This window comes from Lysobacter yananisis, assembly GCF_031199375.1.
Classification (GTDB): domain Bacteria; phylum Pseudomonadota; class Gammaproteobacteria; order Xanthomonadales; family Xanthomonadaceae; genus Lysobacter; species Lysobacter yananisis.
This window is the reverse complement of record NZ_CP133568.1, coordinates 840,564-861,636: the sequence shown is the minus strand read 5'-3', so window position 1 is coordinate 861,636 and position 21,073 is coordinate 840,564. Positions and strand designations below refer to the sequence as shown.

Annotated in this window: 14 protein-coding genes; 11 read left to right on the top strand and 3 right to left on the bottom strand. The window is 71.9% G+C overall.

The features are described from left to right. Positions 1–81 precede the first annotated feature (81 nt). The 8 genes from RDV84_RS03700 to RDV84_RS03665 all read left to right on the top strand — a co-directional run bounded on the left by RDV84_RS03700 (position 82) and on the right by RDV84_RS03665 (position 12,269). Entirely contained in the window at positions 82–4,602 is a 4,521-nt protein-coding gene (locus RDV84_RS03700) for a non-ribosomal peptide synthetase (protein ID WP_309152496.1), read from the top strand. Further along, positions 4,599–5,966, top strand: a complete 1,368-nt coding sequence (locus RDV84_RS03695; protein WP_309152495.1) for an MFS transporter — start codon at positions 4,599–4,601, stop codon at positions 5,964–5,966. Before RDV84_RS03700 ends, RDV84_RS03695 begins: the two co-directional genes overlap by 4 nt. Positions 5,967–6,267: 301 nt before the next feature. Beyond that, the gene (locus RDV84_RS03690; protein ID WP_101943861.1) at positions 6,268–7,056 is read left to right on the top strand and encodes a DUF6875 domain-containing protein; all 789 of its coding nucleotides are present in this window, start codon (positions 6,268–6,270) and stop codon (positions 7,054–7,056) included. Positions 7,057–7,065: 9 nt separating this feature from the next. Further along, the gene (locus RDV84_RS03685) at positions 7,066–8,415 is read left to right on the top strand and encodes an FAD-dependent oxidoreductase (RefSeq protein ID WP_057946118.1); all 1,350 of its coding nucleotides are present in this window, start codon (positions 7,066–7,068) and stop codon (positions 8,413–8,415) included. 72 nt (positions 8,416–8,487) lie between these two features. Further along, complete coding sequence (locus RDV84_RS03680) at positions 8,488–8,739, top strand: hypothetical protein (protein WP_309152493.1); 252 nt, start codon at positions 8,488–8,490, stop codon at positions 8,737–8,739. A gap of 145 nt (positions 8,740–8,884) precedes the next feature. After that, entirely contained in the window at positions 8,885–9,775 is an 891-nt protein-coding gene (locus RDV84_RS03675; RefSeq protein WP_309152492.1) for an alpha/beta hydrolase, read from the top strand. 116 nt (positions 9,776–9,891) lie between these two features. Then, the gene (locus RDV84_RS03670; protein ID WP_309152491.1) at positions 9,892–10,635 is read left to right on the top strand and encodes a helix-turn-helix transcriptional regulator; all 744 of its coding nucleotides are present in this window, start codon (positions 9,892–9,894) and stop codon (positions 10,633–10,635) included. 110 nt (positions 10,636–10,745) lie between these two features. Beyond that, the gene (locus RDV84_RS03665) at positions 10,746–12,269 is read left to right on the top strand and encodes a S41 family peptidase (protein WP_309152490.1); all 1,524 of its coding nucleotides are present in this window, start codon (positions 10,746–10,748) and stop codon (positions 12,267–12,269) included. 8 nt (positions 12,270–12,277) lie between these two features. On the opposite strand, the gene RDV84_RS03660 is transcribed toward RDV84_RS03665, so the two are convergent. Continuing rightward, a complete protein-coding gene (locus RDV84_RS03660; protein WP_309152489.1) occupies positions 12,278–13,912 on the bottom strand; it encodes an ABC-F family ATP-binding cassette domain-containing protein in 1,635 nt (544 codons plus the stop codon). A 270-nt stretch (positions 13,913–14,182) separates the two neighbouring features. On the opposite strand from RDV84_RS03660, the gene RDV84_RS03655 reads away from it, so the two are divergent. Further along, entirely contained in the window at positions 14,183–14,530 is a 348-nt protein-coding gene (locus tag RDV84_RS03655) for a DUF6678 family protein (RefSeq protein ID WP_309152488.1), read from the top strand. Positions 14,531–15,174: 644 nt separating this feature from the next. Here the strand turns inward: RDV84_RS03655 and RDV84_RS03650 are convergent. Together RDV84_RS03650 and RDV84_RS03645 are read right to left on the bottom strand one after the other, a co-directional pair. Next, positions 15,175–18,039 carry a type 2 lanthipeptide synthetase LanM family protein gene (locus RDV84_RS03650; RefSeq protein ID WP_309152487.1) on the bottom strand — a complete coding sequence of 955 codons (2,865 nt, stop codon included), beginning with the start codon at positions 18,037–18,039 and terminating at the stop codon, positions 15,175–15,177. Positions 18,040–18,189: 150 nt separating this feature from the next. After that, the gene (locus RDV84_RS03645; RefSeq protein ID WP_309152486.1) at positions 18,190–18,768 is read right to left on the bottom strand and encodes a DUF6229 family protein; all 579 of its coding nucleotides are present in this window, start codon (positions 18,766–18,768) and stop codon (positions 18,190–18,192) included. On the opposite strand from RDV84_RS03645, the gene RDV84_RS03640 reads away from it, so the two are divergent. Next, positions 18,767–19,180 (top strand): hypothetical protein, encoded by a 414-nt coding sequence (locus RDV84_RS03640; RefSeq protein WP_309152485.1) that lies wholly within the window; start codon positions 18,767–18,769, stop codon positions 19,178–19,180. The genes RDV84_RS03645 and RDV84_RS03640 overlap by 2 nt on opposite strands. 170 nt (positions 19,181–19,350) lie before the next feature. Beyond that, positions 19,351–21,021, top strand: a complete 1,671-nt coding sequence (locus tag RDV84_RS03635) for an AMP-binding protein (protein WP_309152484.1) — start codon at positions 19,351–19,353, stop codon at positions 21,019–21,021. The last annotated feature ends 52 nt before the right edge of the window (positions 21,022–21,073 follow it).

Sequence of the window (21,073 nt, the reverse complement as noted above, 5' to 3'; positions counted from 1 at the left end):
AGCGGCGGCCCGCGAGCGGTTCGCGGCGCTTGGCTGGGGCCAGCGCCTCCTGCAACGGTAGTCAAGGATGAAGCAGCACGCATGAGTTCGTCTCCGCCTCCTTCACAAGGCAACGGTGCGCACGACGCCACCGCCGAGCGCCTGGCGCGGTTGAGCCCGCAGCAGCGCGAGCTGTTGTTGCGGCAACTGGCCGCGCGCAAGAGCGCGGGCGCGGCGGCGCAACCGATCCGGCCGCGCGCGCTCGAACCGGGCGCGCCGTTGCCGCTGTCGGCGGCGCAGCAGCGCATGTGGTTCTTCGAGCGCCTGCAGCCGGGCACCGGCGCGTACCACGTGTACGCGCACCTGCGCCTGCGCGGCGCGCTCGACGCCGGCGCGGTGCAGCGCGCGTTCGCCGCGGTGATCGCGCGCCACGAATCGCTGCGCACCGGCTTCGGCGAAGTCGCCGGCGAGCCGCGCCAGACGGTGGCCGCGCAGGTCGGCTTCGCGGTGCCGACGATCGACCTGAGCGACCTCGACCCGCAGCGCCGCGAGGCCGAGCTGCAGCGCCGCGCCGACGAAGAGACCGTGCGCCCGTTCGACCTGGCCAGGCCGCCGCTGTTGCGCGCGACCCTGGTCCGGCTGGATCGCGACGACCACGCGCTGTTGGTGGTGCTGCACCACATCGTCTCCGACGCCTGGTCGCTGGGCGTGCTGTTCGACGAGTTCAATCGTTTCTATGCCGCCGAGATCGGCGCCGCCGACGTCGCGCTGGCGCCGCCGGCGCTGCAGTTCGGCGATTGCGTGTTGTGGCAGCGCGAGCCCGCGCACGAACAAACCCAGGCGCGGCAGCTGGCGTTCTGGCGCGATGCGCTGGCCGGCACCGGCGGCCTGCTCGATCTGCCCACCGACCGGCCGCGTTCGAGCGCGCCGCTGGGCCGCGGCGCGCGCTATGCGATGTACCTGCCGCCGGAACTGGTGCGTGCCGCCGGCGATTTCGCCAAGGGCGAGAACGCGACCTTGTTCATGCTGTTGCTGGCCGCGTTCCAGACCGTGCTGGCGCGCAACAGCGGCCAGGACGACGTGGTCGTCGGCTCGCCGGTGGCCAACCGCGGCGAGCCGGGCACCGCGCCGCTGATCGGCCTGTTCGTCAATACCTTGCCGTTGCGCGGCGACCTCTCCGGCGAGCCGAGCCTGCGCGAACTGCTGCGCCGCACCCGCGGCCACGTGCTCGACGCGATGAGCCATGCCGACGCGCCGCTGGAGCGGGTGATCGACGAGCTCAAGATCGAGCGCGCGCCCGGGCGGACGCCGCTGTTCCAGACCTTGTTCGTGCTGCAGAACGCGGTCGCCGAACCGCTGCGCCTGCACGGCCTGGACACCCGCGTGTTCGAGTCGCAGGAGATGGCGGCGCGTTTCGAGATCACCCTGACCCTCGGCGCGGCCAGCGACGGCGGCCTGGTCGGCAGCTTCGACTACGACCGCGACCTGTTCGACGCCGACACCATCGTGCGCCTGGAGCAGCAGCTGGAAACCCTGCTGCGCAACGCCCTGGCCGCGCCGGACCGGCCGCTGGCGCAGCTGTCGCTGCTGCCGGCGGCGCAGCGCGCGCAGTTGCTCGCGCTGGGCGACGGCGGCGCGCCCGCGCCGTGCGCGCACAACGATCTGTATTCATTGTTCGCCGCCCAGGCCGCGCGCACGCCCGACGCGCCGGCGCTGGTCGAGCCCGGCCGCGCGCTGAGCTACCGCGAACTGCTGCATCGCGCCAACGGCCTGGGCCGGCGCCTGCGCGAACTCGGCGCCGGCCGCGAGAGCCGGGTCGCGGTGCTGACCGACCGCTCGATCGAGGCGCTGGTAGCGGTGCTCGGCGTGCTCGCCGCGGGCGCGGCGTATGTGCCGCTGGACCCGGCGCATCCGGACGATCGCCTGCAGTTCCTGCTCGAAGACACCGCGGCCAAGGCGTTGCTGGCGCCGCCGCAGTGGCGCGCGCGCGCGCAAGAGCTCGGCACGGAGGTGCCGCTGCTCGGCAGCGACGAAACCGCGTCGTCGCCGCAGCGTCCTTGCGACGACATCGCCGCCGACGACGCGGCCTACGTCATCTACACCTCCGGTTCGACCGGCCAGCCCAAGGGCGTGACCGTCGAGCATCGCGGCGCGGTCAACCTGACGCTGGGCTTCATGGCCGGCCACGATTTCGCCGGACAGCGCCTGCTGATGATCCCGCCGTTGGTGTTCGACGCCTCGGTCGGCGACGTGTTCCCGGCGCTGGCCAGCGGCTCGGCGCTGGTGCTGCATCCCCATCCGACCGAGCTCGGCCCGTTCGAGCTGGAAGCGTTCTGCGCCGAGCACCACGTCAGCGCGATCGACGCGCCGGCGGCGCTGTGGCGGCGCTGGAGCGAGGGTTGGACGGCGCGCAAGCGCGATGGCGCGCTGTTGCCGCAGCTGCGGCTGATGATGATCGGCGGCGAGAGCGTCGGCGTCGAACAGGTGCGCCGTTTCGCCGCGATCACCGACGGCCGGGTCGCGCTGAGCAACCACTACGGGCCGACCGAGACCTCGGTGTGCGCGGCCATGCTGAGCACCCGCGACGGCGCCGAGTTCGCCGCGCGCGAGCTGCCGATCGGCCGGCCGCTGCCGGGCGTGCGCCTGTACGTGGTCGACGCGCACGGCGAACTGGCGCCGCGCGGCGCCGCCGGCGAGCTGTGCATCGGCGGCGCCGGCGTGGCGCGCGGTTATCTCAACCGGCCGGAGCAAAGCGCGGAAGCCTTCCCGCCGGATCCGTTCGCGCCGGGCGGGCGGCTGTACCGCACCGGCGATCTCGCCCGTTGGAACGCCGACGGCACCCTGCAATTCCTCGGCCGCCGCGACCACCAGGTCAAGCTGCGCGGTTTCCGCATCGAGCTGGGCGAGATCGAGAGCGCGCTGGAAGCGCATTCGCAGGTCGAGGCCGCGGCGGTGCTGCTGCGCGAGGACCGTCCTGGCGACAAGCGCCTGGTCGCCTATCTGGTCGCCGACCCAGGCAGCGGCCCGGCGCAGTGGCGCGAACATCTCGCGCGCAGCCTGCCCGAGGCCTTGCTGCCGTCGGCGTATGTGCGGCTCGAGGCCATGCCGCTCAACCGCAACGGCAAGATCGACCGCAAGGCGCTGCCCGAACCGAGCGAGGAACTGCTGGAACAGCGGCCCTTGGTCGAGCCCTCGACCGACATCGAACGCGCGGTGCTGGCGGTGTGGCGCGAGGTGCTGGGCCGCGAGCGGATCAGCGCCGACGACGATTTCTTCGCCATCGGCGGCGATTCGCTGATGACCCTGCCGCTGGTGTTCAAGCTGCACGCCGCGCTCGCCGTGGAGGTGCCGCTGGCGACGGTGTTCGCCGCGCCGACCCTGGCCGCGCTGGCGCGGCGCATCGAAGAACTGCGCGCCGGCGGCGGCGAGGACGAGTTCGACCTCGCCGCGCAGGTGCGGCTGGACGACGACATCCATCCGCGCAATGCCGCGTTGCCGGCGGCCTCGCGCGCGCATCCGCGCTCGGTGCTGATCACCGGCGCCACCGGCTTCCTCGGCGCCTACATGGTGCGCGAGCTGCTCGATGTCAGCGACGCCGAGATCCTGTGCCTGGTGCGCGCCGGCAGCGACGAGGACGGGCTCGCCCGCATCCGCAACAACCTGCGCGGCTACGAGCTGTGGCGCGAGGGCGACGAAGCGCGCCTGCGGATCGTGCCGGGCGATCTGGCGCTGCCGCGCCTGGGCCTGGACGAAGCCGCGTTCGATGCGCTGGCGCAGCGCGCCGAGGCGATCTTCCACAACGGCGGCCAGGTCAACTTCCTCGCCCCGTACGAGCATCTGGAAGCGGCCAACGTCGGCGGCACCCGCGAAGTGCTGCGGCTGGCGACCCGGCACCGGGTCAAGCCGGTGCATCTGGTGTCCACGCTCGGCGTCTGCCTGACCGCGTCGAACCTGGACCGCACCGTGCGCGAGTCCGATCCGCCGCCGCGCGCCGACGAACAATACGGCGGTTACAACCAGAGCAAGTGGGTCGGCGAACAGCTGGCGCTGCTGGCGCGCGAACGCGGCCTGCCGGTGGCGATCTACCGCCCGGCGCGCATCACCGGCGACAGCCATACCGGCGCCAGCAACGCCGGCGATTACTTCAACGCCTGGATCAGGGGCTGCGTGCAGCTCGGCCGCGCGCCGCACTTGCCCGACGAAGCCTTCGACATGGCGCCGGTGGATTACGTCGGCCGCGCGATCGTGCGCATCGCCCTGGGCGCGGGCGAGGCCAACGGCACCTTCCACTTCTACAACCGCCGCCGGCTGCCGATTCCCGACGCGGTGCGGGCGATGCGCGAGGCCGGCCTGCAGGTCGAGGAGATCGATTACCCGCAGTGGCGGCGCGAGCTGTTGGCGCAGGCCGCGGTCTCGCGCGAGAACGCGCTGGCGCCGTTCGCCGGCCTGTTCCCCGAGCATCCCAACCCGCGCGAGCCGCAGTTCGATTGCAGCGCCAGCACCCGCGCGGTCGAGCCGCTGGGGCTGATCTGCCCGCCGGCCGACACCGCGTTGATGCGGCTGTACCTGCGCTTCCTGCAAGCGCGCGGCGTGCTGCCGGCGCCGGCGGAGGCCGAAGCATGAGCCGCTGGTCGGGACTGCGCGATTTCCTGCTGATCTGGTTCGGCCAGCTGGTCTCCGGCGTGGGTTCGCGCCTGACCACGTTCGCGCTCGGCGTGTGGGTGTTGCAGACCACCGGTTCGACCACGCGTTTCGCCCTGGTGTTCGTGTCGATGGCGGTGCCGGCGCTGCTGATCTCGCCGTTCGCCGGCGCCCTGGTCGACCGCTGGGACCGCCGCCGCACGATGATCGTGTGCGAGGCGATCTCGGCCGCGACCATGCTGGCGCTGGCGGGATTGCTGGCGAGCGGGCATCTGGCGATGTGGCATATCTATGCCGGCGTCGGCGCGGTCGCGTTGTCGAACGCGTTCCTGCAGCCGGCGTACGCGGCCAGCATTCCGCTATTGGCGAGCGCCGACCAGCTGACCCGGGTCAACGGCCTGGTCCAGACCGGTTTCGCCGTGGCCCAGGTCGGCGGGCCGCTGCTGGCCGGCGTGCTGGTCAGCACGATCTCGCTGCAGGGTGTGCTGGTGGTCGATGCGCTGACCTTCGTGATCGGCCTGCTGGCGCTGTGCCTGGCCAAGGTGCCGCGGCTGGCGCGCGATCCGCAGGCGCCGAAGCAGGGCCTTTGGCAGGAAGCTTCGACCGGCTTCGCTTACGTGCGCGAGCGGCGCGGGTTGATGGGGCTGCTGATCGTGTTCGGGCTGAGCAACTTCATGTTCGGCATCGCCAGCATCGCGATCACGCCGCTGATCCTGTCGGTCGCCGATCCGGCGCTGCTGGGCGTGCAGATGGCGATCGGCGGCAGCGGCCTGCTGTTCGGCGGATTGTTGATGAGCACCTGGGGCGGGCCGCGCCGGCGCGTGGTCGGCGTGCTCGGCTTCTCGATGCTGGCCGGGCTGTTCCTGGCCGCGCACGGCCTGCGCCCGTCGTTTCCGTTGCTGGTGGTGGCCGGCTTCGCGTTCTTCCTCAGCGTGCCGGTGATCAACGCCTGCAACGCGACGCTGTGGCAGAGCAAGGTGCCGGCGGAGTTGCAGGGCCGCTGCTTCGCGATCCAGCGGGTGCTGGCCGAATCGGCGATGCCGCTGGCGTTCTGCCTGGCCGGCCCGCTGGCCGAGCACGTGTTCGAGCCGCTGATGGCGGCCGACGGCGCGCTGGCCGGTTCGCTCGGCTTGCTGATCGGGGTCGGGCCGGGGCGCGGGCTGGGGCTGATGTTCCTGGTGCTGGGCGCGGCGATGATGACCATCGCCGCGGTGGCGTGGTCGCGGCGCGCGATCCGCGAGGTCGAGAACGACCTGCCCGACGCACTGGCTGCGCCGGCGGTGGCGCATGCTGACTCCGAGGCGCCTGCCGGCGCCGCCCAGGGAGACGCCCGATGCGCAGTCTGATCCGCGGCCCGGCCGGGCGCGCCCTGCGCGAACCGCCGCTTCGCGCTGGATGCCGCGCATCGGCGCGGAGGAGCGAGCGGCGGCGAAGACGACGGAAAACGCCCCCGGATTGCGATCTATCCAGATCGGGGCAGGAAAAAACAAGCCAGGAAAAAACGCCAGGAGCGGGACGATTCCCGATCGCGACGCTTTCGACCGGAAACACACGCAGCCTCGCCGCCACCGGCGAAGCGCACACGGACCGCCGCGCTGAGCGCTGCGTGGGTTCGAACCAAGCCAAGTATGCAGGGATGAAACGGCAATGATTCCAGACAACGATTCCACTCCGGTCATCGAAACCGACCGCCTGATGATGCAGGCGCAGACCGTGGTCGAGACCCCGATCGCCGCAGCCCGCGGCAAGCTGATGCAGGCGTCCACGGTCGAGCGCGACCAGCCGGCCGACGCGCCGCTGCCGCGCACGGTGGCGTGGATCCGCAATTTCCTCGCCCGCCCGCATCCGGACGTGGGCCGTCCCGGGCCGGTGTGCCCGTTCACCCCGACCGCGCTGGCGCTGGACACGATCTGGCTGGCCGAGATCCAGGACCGCGACGTCAGCCTCGACCGCATCGTCGAACTGATCAGCGTGTACCGCGACCTGTTCGGCGAGATCGAACCGCGCACCGGCCAGGTGGCGATCAACAAGACCGTGCTGATCGTGTTCCCGCACCTGGGCGACGACGCGGCCGCGTTCGTCGACGAAGTGCAGCAGCAGCTCAAGCCGAGCTTCGTCGACCTCGGGCTGATGCTCGGCGAGTTCCACGCCAGCAACGAGAGCCCCGGCCTGCGCAACCCGGACTTCCGTCCGCTGCGCAGCCCGGTGCCGATGCTGGCGATCCGGCAGATGGTCGAGACCGATCTGCCGTTCCTGCGCCGTTCGCTCGATACCGCGCAGGTGCGCAGCCAGTTCCTGCGCTCGTACCTGCGCCGGCTCGGCGGCACGGTGCGGCGCAACTACTTCGACCAGGCGGTGAAGGCGCTGGTGGAGGCGGAGGTCGAACTGCAGGCGCAGTCCGCCGCCGCGGCCAAGCCCACCACCGCCAGCGCCTGAGGCCCCGCGATGACCGAGCAGAACAACGCGGCGGGCCGCGTGGCGATCGTCGGCGGCGGCCTGGCCGGTTCGCTGCTGGCGCTGTCGCTGGCGCGCCAGGGCATCGGCGTGGACGTGTACGAGCGCCGCAGCGATCCGCGCGTGGACCAATCCGGCGGCGGGCGTTCGATCAACCTGGGCCTGTCCAAGCGCGGGATCCAGGCATTGAGCGAAGTGGGCCTGCTCGACGAAGTGATGCCGCTGACCGTGGCGATGGCCGGACGGGTGATCCACGCGCCCGACGGCAGCACCCGCTTCCAGCCCTACGGCAAGGACCGCGGCGAGGTCCTGCATTCGATCGACCGCAACGAACTCAACCGCCTGTTGCTCGACCACGCGCAGCGCCATCCGCAGGTGCGCCTGCACTTCGAGCACCGGCTGGCGCGGATCGACAAGGACGCGCGCGAGCTGGAGTTCGAGCACGGCGAACAGCGGGTACGGGTGCAGCCGGCCTGGACCGTCGGCGCCGACGGCGCGTTCTCGCGCGCGCGCCGCGAAATGCAGCGCGGCGAGCGCGCCGACTACCACCAGGAATACCTGGAATGGGGCTACAAGGAACTGAGCCTCGCGGCGCTGCCCGACGGCGGTTCGCGGATCCAGCTGGAAGCGCTGCACGTGTGGCCGCGCGTGCATTGCTTCTTCGTCTCCCATCCCAACCGCGACGGCTCGCACACGCTGACCCTGTTCCTGCCGCACGAAGGCCCGGACAGCTTCGCCACCACGCGCGAGCCGGCGCAGATCCGCGCGCTGTTCGACAAGTATTTCCCCGATCTGGTGCCGCTGTTGCCGACCCTGGTGGACGACTGGAACCGTCATCCGACCGGCTCGCTGATCACCACCCGCACCGCGCCGTGGAGCCTGGACGAGTGGATCGTGCTGGTCGGCGACGCCTGCCACGCGGTGTATCCGTTCTACGGCCAGGGCATGAACTCCGCGTTCGAGGACTGCTCGGCGCTGATGGCCGCGCTCGGACGCCATCCCGGCGACCGCCGCGCCGCGTTCGCCGACTACGAGCGCACGCGCCGGCCGCATACCGACACCTTGGCCGAGCTGTCCAAGGCCAATTTCGTCGAGCTCAAGCAGAAGGTGCAGTCGTTCTGGTTCCTGGCGCGCAAGCGCATCGACGTGGCGCTGAACCGGCTGCTGCCGCGTACCTGGCTGCCGCTGTACACGATGATCGCCCACACCACCATGCCCTACGGCGATGCGCTGCAGCGCGCGCGCAAGCAGGACAAGATCCTGGTCGGTGCGGCCTCGGCGGCGGCGGTCGCGGCGGTGGCGGCGCTGGCGTTCGGCGCATGGGCGACGCATTTGATTTGATCCGATCGGAGCGATGCGCGCACGGGCGCGCCGATGTCTGCGGCGCGGGGGCGCCAGGGGAGCGGGACCGACATGGACGAAGCAGGGCAGGCACACGGCGCCGCGGCGCCGGTCTGGGACAACGGCGATCTCAGCCGCGAGGAGCGCAGCGTGCTGCTGCGTGTGTTCGGCATCGATGCGCGGGTGACGCCGTTGAGCGCGGTGGCGGTCGAGTTCATCCGCACGCGGCGGCGGATCCGGATCAACCAGGAGCGCAGCCAGCGCGCCCGCGCCGATTCGACCGGCGATGCCGACGAGCGCGCGGACCGCGAGACCGTCGACTAGGGCCTCGGCGCGGACCGGACAACGCCGGCTCTTGCGGCGAAGCGACACGTCTGGCGCGCCGCGCCGGCGTTCGCCGCCGATGGCGCGCGTCCTGCTACGATCGCGCCGACGCGCGGCCCGGTCGCTCGCGCGACGGAGCCGAACCTTGAAGATCCATCGTCGCGGCGCGCGCGCCGCGCTGCTGTCGCTGGCCGTGGCCTGCGCCGTCGCCGTCGCCGTCGCGCCGGCTTGCGCGCAAGCGCCTGCGCAGACAGCACCTGCCGCGCCGACCGCGGCCAAGCTGTACGACAGTTTCACCCTGGATTCGAAGATCCTCGGCGAGACCCGCCGCATCAACGTCTACGCGCCGCCGGGCTACGCCGCCCGCGGTCGCGACCGGCATCCGGTGCTGTACATGCCCGACGGCGGCCTGCAGGAAGATTTCCCGCACGTCGCCGACGCGGTCGACCGCGCCATCGCCGACGGCGCGATCGCGCCGATGTTCGTGGTCGGGATCGAGAACACCCAGCGCAAGCGCGACATGACCGGTCCGACCGAGGTCGCCGAAGAGCTCAAGCTGGCGCCGACGCTGGGCGGCTCGGCGCAGTTCCGCGCCTTCATCCGCGACGAGTTGATCCCGCAGGTCGAGCGCCGCCTGCGCACCGATGCGCGCCGCGGCATCGTCGGCGAATCGCTGGCCGGGCTGTTCGTGGCCGAAACCTTCCTGCGCGAGCCGCGCCTGTTCGACGTCTACATCGCGATCAGCCCGAGCCTGTGGTGGAACCGCGACGCGCTGCTGACTCAGGCGCCGGCATTGCTGCGCGAGAACCTCAAGGCATTGCCGCGCCGGACCCTGCGGCTGTACTCGGCCGACGAGGACAACATCGCCCCGCAGACCCAGCGATTGGCCGACCTGCTACGCGCGCAGGCGCCGGCCGGCCTGACCTGGGGCTACTGGCCGCGGCCGGACCTGACCCACGGCACCATCTATCGCGCGGTCGAGGACGAGTCCATCCGCGCCGCGTTCGCCGCGCCGGCGCGGGCCCCGCGCAAGTAAGTCGCCGACAGCGCGGCGGCGCCCGCCGCGCTGTCGCCGCCGCCGGCAAACCCGCAGCGCCGGCGGCGTACTATGCTCGGCCTATGCGAGCCGCGAGCGCACCCCAGCCGACCTGGATGCAGTCGATCCGTTGCAAGGCCTATGCGCCGGCCTCGGCCATGCCCGCGCATCGCCACGACGAACCCTCGCTGTGCCTGGTGGTGTCGGGACGCTATGAGGAAACCCAGCGCGGCCGCGCGGTCGCGCACGGCCCGGGTCATCTGTTGTACTGCGCCGCCGGCGAGCCGCATTCGCAGCGCTTCGCCGGCGAAGGCGCGCGCAAGTTGCTGTTGCGTCCCGCGCCGGCGGCGCTGGAATTCCTGGATGCGCGCGGCGCGCTGGAACCGGGCCGGCACGTGGCCGCGCCGCGGCTGGCGGCGCTGGCGCGCGAACTGGCGGCCGAGCTGGACGCGCGCGACGACTGCGCGGCGATGGTGGTCGAGGGCCTGGTGCTGGAGCTGCTGGGCCTGTTCGGCCGCGGCGGCGAGGAGCGCGGGCGCGCGGCCTGGCTGCAGCGCGTGCGCGACTATCTGCACGAACACCAGGCCGGGGAACTGGCGCTGGAAGGCGTGGCGCGCGAAGTCGGCCGCCATCCCACCCATGTCGCGCGCGAGTTCAAGCGCGCCTTCGGCGTCTCGGTCGGCGGTTACCTGCGCGAGATCCGGGTGCAGCGCGCCGAGCGCCTGCTCGACGGCGAGCACGCGTCGCTGGCGCAGATCGCCATCGCCTGCGGCTTTTGCGATCAGGCCCACATGAGCCGGGTGTTCCGCGCCCTGCGCGGCACCACGCCGGCGGCGCGCCGGCGCGCGCGCCGCGGTTAGCGCGGCGCCCGCGCGCTAGCGCCGTACCCGACGCTAGCGGCGTCCAAGAACCGGCCCGCGCCGGCGCCGATACTGGCCGCCCACCCGTCCATTGCCGCCGGAATCCGCCGATGCGCGCCTGTCGCCTGTCCCTTCTCGTCGCTGCCGCGCTGGCCGTCGCGGCCTCGCCCTGCGCCGCCGCCGCTTTCGACCCGGCGCCATGGCGGCAGGACTACGCCCAACTCAAGCAGGCGCTAGAGCGCGAATACGCCAACCTGGCCTGGTTCGCCTCGCCGCAGGGCGGGGTCGATCTGCCCGCGCTCGATCGCGCCACCGCGCGCGCGCTCGACAGCGCCGAGAACGACGCCCAGGCCGAACGCGCGCTGCGCGACTTCGTCGCGGGTTTCGGCGATGGACATTTTTCGTTCGTGCCGAGCCTGCAGCCGCCCGCGGCCGAGCCGGTCGCGGCGCCGCCGCCCGCGGACGCGCGCCGCCTGGACCCGGCCGCCGGTTGCGCCGCGTTGGGCTACGACGGCGGCGATGCGCGGGTGCCGTTCTCGCTGCCGTTCGAATCCTTGCCCGGTTTCAGCCTGCTCGACGACGGCATCGCCGGGCCGTTCCGGTCCGGGCTGATGGTCACGGCGCAGGGCGCGCGCATCGGCGTGGTGCGGCTCAAGGAATTCAGCCGCGAAAGCTATCCGTCGCTGTGTCTGGCGGCGTGGGCCGACCCCGAAGTGGTCGGCGCCGGCGCCGGCGCCAGCGACGCGCAGGCGTGGCGTTCGCGCTTGCGCGCGCGGATCGACGAAGATTGGTACGGCGCACTGGAGGCCCAGCTCAAGCGATTGGCGGCGCTCGGCGCGCGGGCGTTGATCGTCGATGTCGGCCGCAACGGCGGCGGCGACGACAGCGGCGACATCGCCACCCGCCTGTTCACCCGCAAGCCGCTGCATTCCTCGCCGTTGCTGGTTTCGCAATCGCCGACCGCGGCCGGCTATCTCGACGAGCAGCTCGACAACCTGGCCCAGGCGCACGGCTTCGGCCCGGATGCGCAGGCGACCCAGGCGCTGGACCGGCAGACCGAGCGCTTGCGCGCCGCGCGCACCGACGCGCGCGAAGGCCGCTGCGACCTGTCCTGGGTCTGGCGCGAGCGCCGCGACTGGAACGGCGGGCACTGCCGGCGTCTGGTCGAAGCGGGTTCCGCCGGCGGCCCGTTGGACAACTTGCCCGCCGGCGCCTACGGCAACGCGCGCGTGGCCAAGCGCCTGCATTGGCCGATCCAGATGGACGACCATTGGGGCGCGTGGGACGGCCCGCTGTACGTGCTGACCGATGCGCGCACGTTCTCGGCCGCGGAGATGTTCGCCGCGACCCTGCGCAACAACGGCGTCGCGCGCACGCTCGGCCAGCGCACCGGCGGCGACGGCTGCGGTTTCATGCTCTCGGTCGAGCCCTTGACCCTGCAGCGTTCGCGCCTGCGTCTGCGTATGCCCAACTGCGTGCGCCTGCGCAGCGACGGCAGCGATGAAGTCGCCGGGATCGCTCCGGACCTGCCGTTGCCGCCGCGCGAGGGCGAGAACGCGCGCGCCCGCGCGCAGCGCGCGATCGCGGCGGTAGTCGCGGACTGGCCGGCCCAGTTCGGCGGCGCCGGCCGGTAACCCGGCGATCAAGGCGCTTCGCGCAGGCGCCCATCGACCAGTTCCAGCCGCCGCGTCGGCGCAAGTGCGGCGATGAAGGCCTCGTCGTGGCTCACCGCGACCAGCGCGCCGCGATAGGCGCGCAGCGCGCGTTCGAGTTCGCCCAGCGCGTCCAGGTCGAGGTGGTTGCTGGGTTCGTCGAGCAACAACAGCTGCGGCGCGGGTTCGGCGTGCAGCACGCAGGCCAGCACCGCGCGCAGGCGCTCGCCGCCGGACAACGCGGCCAGCGGCAACTGCGCGCGCGCGCCGCGCAGCAACCAGCGCGCGAGCAGGTGGGCGCGCGCGGTATCGTCGAGCCGCGGCGCCGCGGCGCGCAAGTGGTCGGCCGCGCTGCGCGCCGGATCGAGCAGGTCGAGGCCTTGCGGCAGATAGGCGATGCGTCCTTCGCCGTGCTGCAGTTCGCCCGCGTCGGCCGCGCGCTCGCCGCCGAGCAGGCGCAGCAATGTCGATTTGCCGGCGCCGTTGGCGCCGGCGAGGACGATGCGCTCGGGGCCGCGGATGTCCAGGTCCAGGCCCGGCGGCGCGAACGCGTCGACGCCGTCGTGCCGCGCCTGCAGGCCGCGCGCGCGTAGCAGCAGGCGGCCGCCGGGCACCTGCGTGTCCGGCAGTTCCAGGTCTAGCTCGGGCGCGTCGCGCAAGGCCTGCGCCGCCTCGCTCGCGCGTGCGCGCGCCGCGTCGCTGCGCGCGGCGTGCACGGCTGCGGCCTTGGCCGCCGACACCTGCGCGGCGCGCGCGCGATTGCCGGCGACGATCCGCGGCAGGCCCGCGTCCGGCGCCGCCCGCTGCGCCCGCCCGGCGCGTCGCTGCGCGCGTTCGTGCGCCTGCTGGCGTTCGCGTTGTTCGCGCCTGGCCTGTTGCCGCAACTGGCGCAGGTCTTGTTCGGCCGCGGCGCGTTCGGTTTGCGCGGCCTGGCGATAGAACGAGTAACCGCCGCCATGGACGCGCAGCGCGTCCGGCGCCAGTTCGCCGATGCGGTCCATGCGTTCGAGCAGGGCGCGATCGTGGCTGGCCGCGATCAGGCAGCCTGGCCAGTCGTCGATCAGGCGATACAGGCGCTCGCGCGCGGCGCGGTCGAGGTGGTTGCTGGGTTCGTCCAGCAACAGCACGTCCGGCCGCTGCAGCAGCCGCGCGGCCAATTGCAGCGCGGTGCGTTCGCCGCCGCTGAGGCGATCGAGCCGACGCTGCAGCGGCAGGCCGTCCAGGCCCATGCGCGCGAGCGCGGCGGCGCTGCGTTCGGCCAGGTCCCAGTCCTCGCCGACCGCGTCGAACAGCGCCGGATCGCAAGCGCCGGCGGCGATCGCATCGAGCGCGCGCAGCCGCGCCGACACGCCCAACGCATCGGCGACGCGCGCGGCGCCCGGCAGCGTCGCCTGCTGCGGCAGGTAGGCCAGCGCGCCGCGCACCTCGATCCGGCCCGAGGCGGGCTGCAGTTCGCCGGCGATCAGGCGCAGCAGGGTGCTCTTGCCGGCGCCGTTGGGCGCGACCAGGCCGGTGCGTCCGGGACCCAGCAACAGCGAGAGATCGGTGAACACCGGACTGCCGTCCGGCCAGGAAAAACACAAAGCGGTGATGCGAACGAAACGTTCGGCCATACGTTCGGCCATGAGGGAGCGCTCCTTCGGGGCCGCGGCGCGTTGCGCGCCTGCGCGGCGATCGACCCGGGCCCGCGTCCGCGTGGTGCGGCAGCGTGGGGGCCCGCGCGGGGTCTCAGCGAGGGGGCGTGTCGATCACATGTCCTGGGCGGGTCTCCATCGTGCGGCGCCGATGATAGCGCGGCTGCGCGGAACGGATGCGAAACCGGCGCGCGAGTGTGTACTCTCCCCGATCCTGCCGCGGCGTCGGTCGTCGCGGCGTGCGGACTGCAAGGAGGGGGCATGCAGTGGGATGCAATCGTAGCGGTGGTGCGCGAACTACGGCTGAAGGCGCGGGTCAAGCCGCGCGGTTCGCCGCCGCCGCCGGAGTGGACCACCTTCCTGATCGTGCCGGTGCCCGGCTATGTCGAATCGTCCGGCTGCGGACCGTTGCCGTTTCGCGAAGTGGAGTGGATCGAGATCGATCCGGTGCGGGTCACCGAACGCGGCCGTCTGCTGGCGCCTGCGGTGGAGAACCTCGCCGGAGAGCTGTTGTCGCGCCTGACGGCGCTGGGCCTGCAAGCCCAGGGCGGGGAGGGTGCCAAAGTGCGGGTGACGGCGGGCGAGCCGAATGCACGGCCTGCTTCGTGAGCGGGACGCCTGTCGATTCTTGGCCCGCCGATTCAATCCGTGCATCCGGCGAAAGTCGCGGCTGCTGCATGGCGGCTGCGGTGAAAGTTTCGTCGTAGCTGCGTTGGCGCGGTCGCGGCTTGCGCCGCTCCTACAGTCGGAAACGCAACTTCACTGCAGGCATTCCAATTTTGCTGTTGCTTGCGCACGCCCCCGAGCGCGTTGCAATCGTCCCGCAGCCCCGGAGGGCGTGCGCATGGATGCGCACGCGCGCCATGGGGCAGGATGCCCCTTATGGCGCGGCCCCGCGCCCCTTTCGAGCCCTAGTGGCTATTGACTCGAAAAAATAAGGCCTTTTCTTTGGTTACTTTCTTTGTGGCTTAAGACAAAGAAAGTGACCCGGCCGCTTGCGGACGGAAGCTTTTGATTTTGGCTTGTCGCCACCCGTCACGACAGCAAAGGCAAGAGCAACAGCGAAGTCAAAATGGATTCCGGCTTGCGCCGGAATGACGGGCAAAGGACCGCCCAGTTTGCCTTTTGATCGGTGCGTGCAACGCAGCGGCGGATCGGAAAGCGTCGGGCCTGAAGGCCCTCCCACGGTCGAGAACCACCAGCCCTGAAGGCCCTCCCACGGCCCAGAACCACCACCCCCCAACCGCCAGCGACTACGCCCCCACCCGCCGCTCCAACAACAACGGCGAAGCCAACGTCGAGCCCGGATGCAAACGGTTGAGCCCGTGGATCGCCCCCGCCAGCCCCGTCATCAACCCCGGTGTGAACGCCGCCCGGGTCAGCCCGCCGACCATTCCGCGATGCTCCTCGATCGCCGAAACGATCTGCGCCGCGCTCTCGTCCGGATCGCCGCCGCATCCCTGCGGATCCAGTTCGGCGGCGCGCGCGAACAACTCGTGCAGCGACATGTCGCCGTGGCAGAGCGTGTGGCTGGAACCCCACTGCCCGCGCGCGGAAGCGACCGCGCGGCGCATCGTGCGCAAGTGGCGGGCCTCGCCGGTGCGCGCGTACAGGTCGCAGGCGCACAGGCCGATGCCGACGCTGCCGTGGCACCAAGTCGGGGAATGGCGGCCGCCGTCGCTCTCGCGCGCGTCGCGCCAGTCGCCCGCGGCCTCTTCGTAGTACGACTCCTGGAATCGGAACGCGGCATCGGCCAGCGCGCTCCAGCGCGCGCGCTGGGCGGCGTCGCCGGCGCCGGCCAGGACCAGCCGCGACAGCGCCCAGGCGACGCCGGTGGCGCCGTGGGAAAAACCGTTCGACGGCACCGCGCTTTCGATTCCGGCCCAGCGCGCGCCGGCGTCGTCGACGATCGCGGTCGCTTCCAGCCGCTGCGCCGCGCGCACCGCCAATGCGCGCCAGCGCGCATCGCCGCTGGCTTCGGCCAGCGCCAGCAGCGGCACGATCGCGCCGGCCGAGCCGTCGATCACGTCGAGGTAGTCGTCGTCTTCGAAGCCGCGCGCTTCCAGCGCGCGGGCGCAGGCCAGCGCGTCGTCGAGCAGTTCGGGGCGCCGCAGCAGGTCGTGCAGGCTCAGCCAGGTCCACACCTGCGAGGCATGGCCGGTGAACGCGCCGACGGTGTCCGGCGTTTCCAGCGCCTGCATCGTGCGCAGGGTGCTCACGGCGCCTTCCATCGCCGCCTCCAGCCCTTCGACCGGATCGGCGCGGCCGTGGCCGACTTCGTGCAGGTAGCCGGCCAGCGCGAGCGCGATCCCGCCGAGGCCGAAATACAGGTCCGGACGCACCGGCTGCACCAGCCAGCCCTGGCGGCTGATTTCCGGGGTGATCCAGACGGTCGAACCGTCGTCGCCGCGTACCGCCAGGCGCAGCAGCCGCGCCGTCGCCTCGGCGGCGAGCCTGCGCCGGCGCGCGTCGAGGTCGCGCGCGTGCGGCGCCTGGGCGGCGTAGCGGCGGCCGCCGCGTTCTTCTTCGCGATAACGCATGCGCAGGTTGAGGTCGGTGGCGACCAGGGCGCTGCGGATGGTCAGTTCTTCCAGGTCCAGGCGCATCGCCCGCCAGTCGTCGAGCGCGGCGTCGATGCGCGCGGCCTGCAGCGGCGCGACGAAGATCGGCACGTCGCCGTAGCGCAGCGCGTCGATCTCGGCCTGGATGTCGGCGCGCAGTTGCGGATCGTCGCGCTCTTCGCCGCCGGCCGCGCCGTCGCCGCCGGCCAGCATCGCCGAGTTGCGCGCGAACAGGTCGCGCGCGCGCTCGATCGCCTCGTCTTCCTTGTGCAGCGAGGCCGGGTGCCAGAGCATGCGGCCGATCTCGACGTAGGCGCGGGTGGGGCGGCGGATCTCGCGCACCCGGCAGCCGGCGAAGCGCGCCAGCAGCGGCGCCAGCGCGCCGTCGCGGTCGAGCGCGCGCAACTGTGCGGTCAGTTCGAGGAAACCGTCGCTGATGCAGTCCCAGTAGCGCGACACGTCCGGGTTCGGGCTGGGATGGTTCTGCGCCGTCGCCATCTCGATCTCGACCAGGGCCAGCCGCGCGCGCGGCGTGCCTTCCTCGGCGATGATCGGGGTGCGTACCTTGGGCTGCTGGTCCGGCAGCGAGCCGGCGGCGGAAATGTCCACGCCCTCCATGCCCAGCGCCTGGGTGCGGAACGGGACGATGCCGGTGCGCAGCACCGAATTGCGGATCAGCGCCTGGGCGAAGTCGTAGGCCTGGCCGTAGCCGCTGGCCTGCAGCGCCGGCACGATCTCGAACAGGCTTTCCACGTCGATCACCACCGGCACCGGGCCGGCCGCGATCAGGTTTTCCAGATGGATGTCGGTGCCGCCGAGCAGGCGCAGCGCCGCCAGCCAATGGCCCAGGCCGCGGTAGAAGCGCGCCAGTTCGGCGTCGCCGTCGCAGTAGCGATGGGCGACGAACGCGGCCCAGCCGTAGTCGCCGCGGTCGAGCACGGCCGGAACCCGCACGCGTTGCGGGTCGTCGGGAAACAGCGCGGCCAGGAAGCCGTCGAGCGCGGCGTCGATGCGCAGCGAGCGCGGCTTGTACATGATGTTGCCGGCGTCGAACTGCAACCGCGCCACGGTCTGGCCGCCTTCGTGCAGGTCGCCCTGGCCGAGCGCGAGCGCGCGCAGCGGCCCGGCCGGCGCGCCGAGCAGCCCGGCCAGCGCGTCGCGGTCGGCGACGAAGCGCTGCATCAGCCGCTGCAGCGCCGCCGATTGCAGCTCCAACGCGCGCAACAGGCGCGGACGCAGCGGCGGATAGCGCTGGTCCAGGTGCGGATCGAACTGAGGTTGCAGCGCCAGTTCGACGAACTGGGCGAAGCGTTCGGCGTCGTCGTCGGCGTCGAGTTGGCCGGCGCGGTGCGCCGCGTGCAGTTCCAGCAGCAGTACCCGGTTGAGCTTGAGTCGGGCGTTGCCGCGCAAGGCTTCGTCGGCGGCGGCCTGGACCAGCGCGGCTTCCTCGCGATCCAGCGGCAGCGACGCCAGGCAGTCGGCGAAGGCCGCGCGCGAGGCGGCGACGTAACGATCGACGATGCGGCCGAAGGCATCGGGCGGAGCGGGTTCGCTCATCGTGCGGGTTCGATCCTTCGAGGCGGCCGGCGCGCGCGGGCGCGGGCTCGCGGGAGACAGCGCGCGAACGCGGCGCGCGCGGGTGCCGCTACCGGGTTATCGGCGCGCAGCCGCGGCCGGAGCCGGGCTGCGCGTCGCCCGCATGCGGGATCAGCAGCAGAGGCAGCCGCCGTTGTAGCTGCAGCTGGTGCCGCCGAGCGTGCCGCAAGCGCCCAGGGTGGCGCGCATGCCGGTGCCGGTCATCGCGGCTTCCGCCGCGGCCTGGCCTTCGATGAAGAGCGAGCCGGCCGGATTGTCCTGGCCGTCGACACTGTCGGAACCGTTCAACCAGCCAGAGACGACGTCGTCATTCTGTTGCATGGTGCTGTCCTCCATTTCGGGTTCTGTGGATGAAGCGCGAATCCCTTCGCGGCCGCCGCGTGCCTGCGGCGGTCCGATCCGGGTGTGGCGTTTGCGGCGCCTGTGGGCTCGGACGATGCGCGAGTCCGGTCGGGCCCGCGCGCCGGCGCCCCCCGACGCCGCCTGCATACGCTGCGCGCGCGCACGGACCGCCGTCAACAGGCGCGTGCGCCAAACGGTCGCCTGAATGCGATGGCCGTCGCAGGCCCTCCACGCACGACCGTGAATGCGGCTTTGCAGCATGGCGCTAAGCTGGCGCGCGTCGGCGCGTGGCCGGATCGCAGGCCGGTTCGCGTTGCCTTCGCATTCCCGCGCGGTGGACACAGGCATGGCGGTTTACGCGATCAAGACCGAGGTCGGCGACAGCGCCGCGCGCGCGTTCGCGTTCGCGGCGCACAAGACCATGTACGGCGGCAAGCGCATCGCCGCCGGCGATACGGTCTATCTGTTCGCCAGCGAGAACGCCGGCGGCGCCGGCCTGTTCGCGCGCGGCACCGTGGTCGCGGCCGAGGCGGTGGCGCCGCGGCCGGGCGTGGCGCGGCAGACACCGCGGGTGAGCGTGCGCATCCGCCGCACCGCGACCGCGCGGCGGCCGCTCGGCCGCGCCGAGCTCAAGCCGCATGCGCAGTGGGACGACGGCCGGCCGCAGACCGAACTCAACTTCAAGTTCTATCGCCAAGCCACCGACAAGATCGTCGGCCTGTCGGATGCGGCGGCGGCGTTCCTCGACGCGCATTTCTGAGCGCGCAGCGTCTGCACGAGCACGCTCCATACCGCAATCGCGGTCAAAGAATGGATCGCGCCCGCTTGGCTTCCGGCCCGGCTGGGCAAGGCGGCCGGACCGCCCGCGGGCTGCCGGTGGAGCGCGCCGGCTTGCTATCGTGGGCGCTCGTATCCGGAGCGCGCATTCCCATGGATTCTTCTCCTTCCTGGTTCGCCAGCTACCCGTCCGACGTGCCCACGCAGATCGATCCCGACGCGCTGGGCACCATCAACGACGTGTTGCGCAAGACCGTGGCCGAGTTCGGCGCGCGGCCGGCGTACAGCAATTTCGGCAAGACCCTGAGCTTCGCCGAGCTCGACGCGCTCAGCCGCCGCTTCGCCGCCTACCTGAGCTACGAGCTCGAACTCAAGAAGGGCGACCGCGTCGCGATCATGCTGCCCAACTGCCTGCAGTACCCGGTGGCGCTGTTCGGCGCGCTGCGCGCGGGGCTGGTGGTGGTCAACGTCAATCCGATGTACACCGCGCGCGAGCTGGCCCACCAGATCCACGACAGCGGCGCCAAGGCGCTGATCGTGGTCGACAACTTCGGCGCCACGGTCGAGGCCGCGGGCGTGGCGAAGCAGTTGACCGGGGTGATCACCACCGCGCTCGGCGACCTGTTCGATCCGCCCAAGCGCGCGCTGTTCAATTTCGCGCTCAAGTACGTCAAGCGGATGGTGCCGGACTACCGCATCGAAGGCGCGGTGCGCTTGCGCGACGCGCTCGCGGCCGGCGCGCGGCGCGAATGGAACGACGTCCACGTCGAATCCGGCGACCTCGCGTTCCTGCAGTACACCGGCGGCACCACCGGCCTGTCCAAGGGCGCGATGCTGACCCATCGCAACATGGTCGCCAACCTGCAGCAGGTCTCGGCCTGGTTCGGCGCGCGCATCCGCCCCGGCCAGGAAATCATCGTCACCGCGCTGCCGCTCTATCACGTGTTCGCGCTGACCTGCAATTGCCTGTTGTTCCTCAACGCCGGCGGCCACAGCGTGCTGATCACCAATCCGCGCGACATGCCCGGCTTCGTCAAGGAACTGCGCAAGACCCCGTTCACCGCGATCACCGGCGTCAACACCTTGTTCAGCGGTTTGCTCAACACGCCCGGCTTCGACCGGGTCGACTTCTCGCAATTGCGGATGTGCTTCGGCGGCGGCACCGCGGTGCAGCGCGCGGTGGCCGAGCGCTGGAAACAGGTGACCGGCAAGGCGCTAGTGGAAGGCTACGGCCTGACCGAGAGCTCGCCGGTGGCGGTGGTCAATCCGATCGTCGAGCACATGGAGTTCAGCGGCGCCATCGGCGTGCCGCTGCCCTCGACCCTGGCCTGCGTGATGAACGACGCCGGCGAGCGCCTGCCGGTGGGCGAAGCCGGCGAACTGTGCCTGCGGGGACCGCAGGTGATGAAAGGCTATTGGCGCCAGCCGGAGGAAACCGCGCGCACCATCGACCGCGACGGCTGGCTGCACACCGGCGACATCGCCCGCATCGACGAGCGCGGCTTCATTTTCCTGGTCGACCGCAAGAAGGACATGATCCTGGTGTCGGGCTTCAACGTGTATCCCAACGAAGTCGAGGACGTGATGGCCGCGATGCCCGGCATCCGCGAATCCGCGGCGGTGGGCGTGCCGAGCGAGAAGTCCGGCGAGGCGGTCAAGCTGGTGGTGGTGCGCTCGGATCCGGCGCTGACGGCCGAGCAGATCAAGGCGTATGCGCGGGCCAATCTCACCGGCTACAAGGTGCCGCACGTGATCGAGTTCCGCGATGAGCTGCCCAAGAGCAATGTGGGCAAGATCCTGCGGCGGGAATTGCGCGGGGGCTGAGGCGCGCGGCGGGCGCAGCGTGCACAATGACGGCCGGTCGCCGACACCGGTT

What these genes read in the sequence shown, in the direction of transcription:
- RDV84_RS03700 (WP_309152496.1), top strand. Translation starts at nt 82, where the DNA reads ATGAGTTCGTCTCCGCCTCCTTCACAAGGCAACGGTGCGCACGACGCC.
- RDV84_RS03695 (WP_309152495.1), top strand. Translation starts at nt 4,599, where the DNA reads ATGAGCCGCTGGTCGGGACTGCGCGATTTCCTGCTGATCTGGTTCGGC.
- RDV84_RS03690 (WP_101943861.1), top strand. Translation starts at nt 6,268, where the DNA reads ATGATTCCAGACAACGATTCCACTCCGGTCATCGAAACCGACCGCCTG.
- RDV84_RS03685 (WP_057946118.1), top strand. Translation starts at nt 7,066, where the DNA reads ATGACCGAGCAGAACAACGCGGCGGGCCGCGTGGCGATCGTCGGCGGC.
- RDV84_RS03680 (WP_309152493.1), top strand. Translation starts at nt 8,488, where the DNA reads ATGGACGAAGCAGGGCAGGCACACGGCGCCGCGGCGCCGGTCTGGGAC.
- RDV84_RS03670 (WP_309152491.1), top strand. Translation starts at nt 9,892, where the DNA reads ATGCAGTCGATCCGTTGCAAGGCCTATGCGCCGGCCTCGGCCATGCCC.
- RDV84_RS03665 (WP_309152490.1), top strand. Translation starts at nt 10,746, where the DNA reads ATGCGCGCCTGTCGCCTGTCCCTTCTCGTCGCTGCCGCGCTGGCCGTC.
- RDV84_RS03660 (WP_309152489.1), bottom strand. Translation starts at nt 13,912, where the DNA reads ATGGCCGAACGTATGGCCGAACGTTTCGTTCGCATCACCGCTTTGTGT.
- RDV84_RS03655 (WP_309152488.1), top strand. Translation starts at nt 14,183, where the DNA reads ATGCAGTGGGATGCAATCGTAGCGGTGGTGCGCGAACTACGGCTGAAG.
- RDV84_RS03650 (WP_309152487.1), bottom strand. Translation starts at nt 18,039, where the DNA reads ATGAGCGAACCCGCTCCGCCCGATGCCTTCGGCCGCATCGTCGATCGT.
- RDV84_RS03640 (WP_309152485.1), top strand. Translation starts at nt 18,767, where the DNA reads ATGGCGGTTTACGCGATCAAGACCGAGGTCGGCGACAGCGCCGCGCGC.
- RDV84_RS03645 (WP_309152486.1), bottom strand. Translation starts at nt 18,768, where the DNA reads ATGCCTGTGTCCACCGCGCGGGAATGCGAAGGCAACGCGAACCGGCCT.
- RDV84_RS03635 (WP_309152484.1), top strand. Translation starts at nt 19,351, where the DNA reads ATGGATTCTTCTCCTTCCTGGTTCGCCAGCTACCCGTCCGACGTGCCC.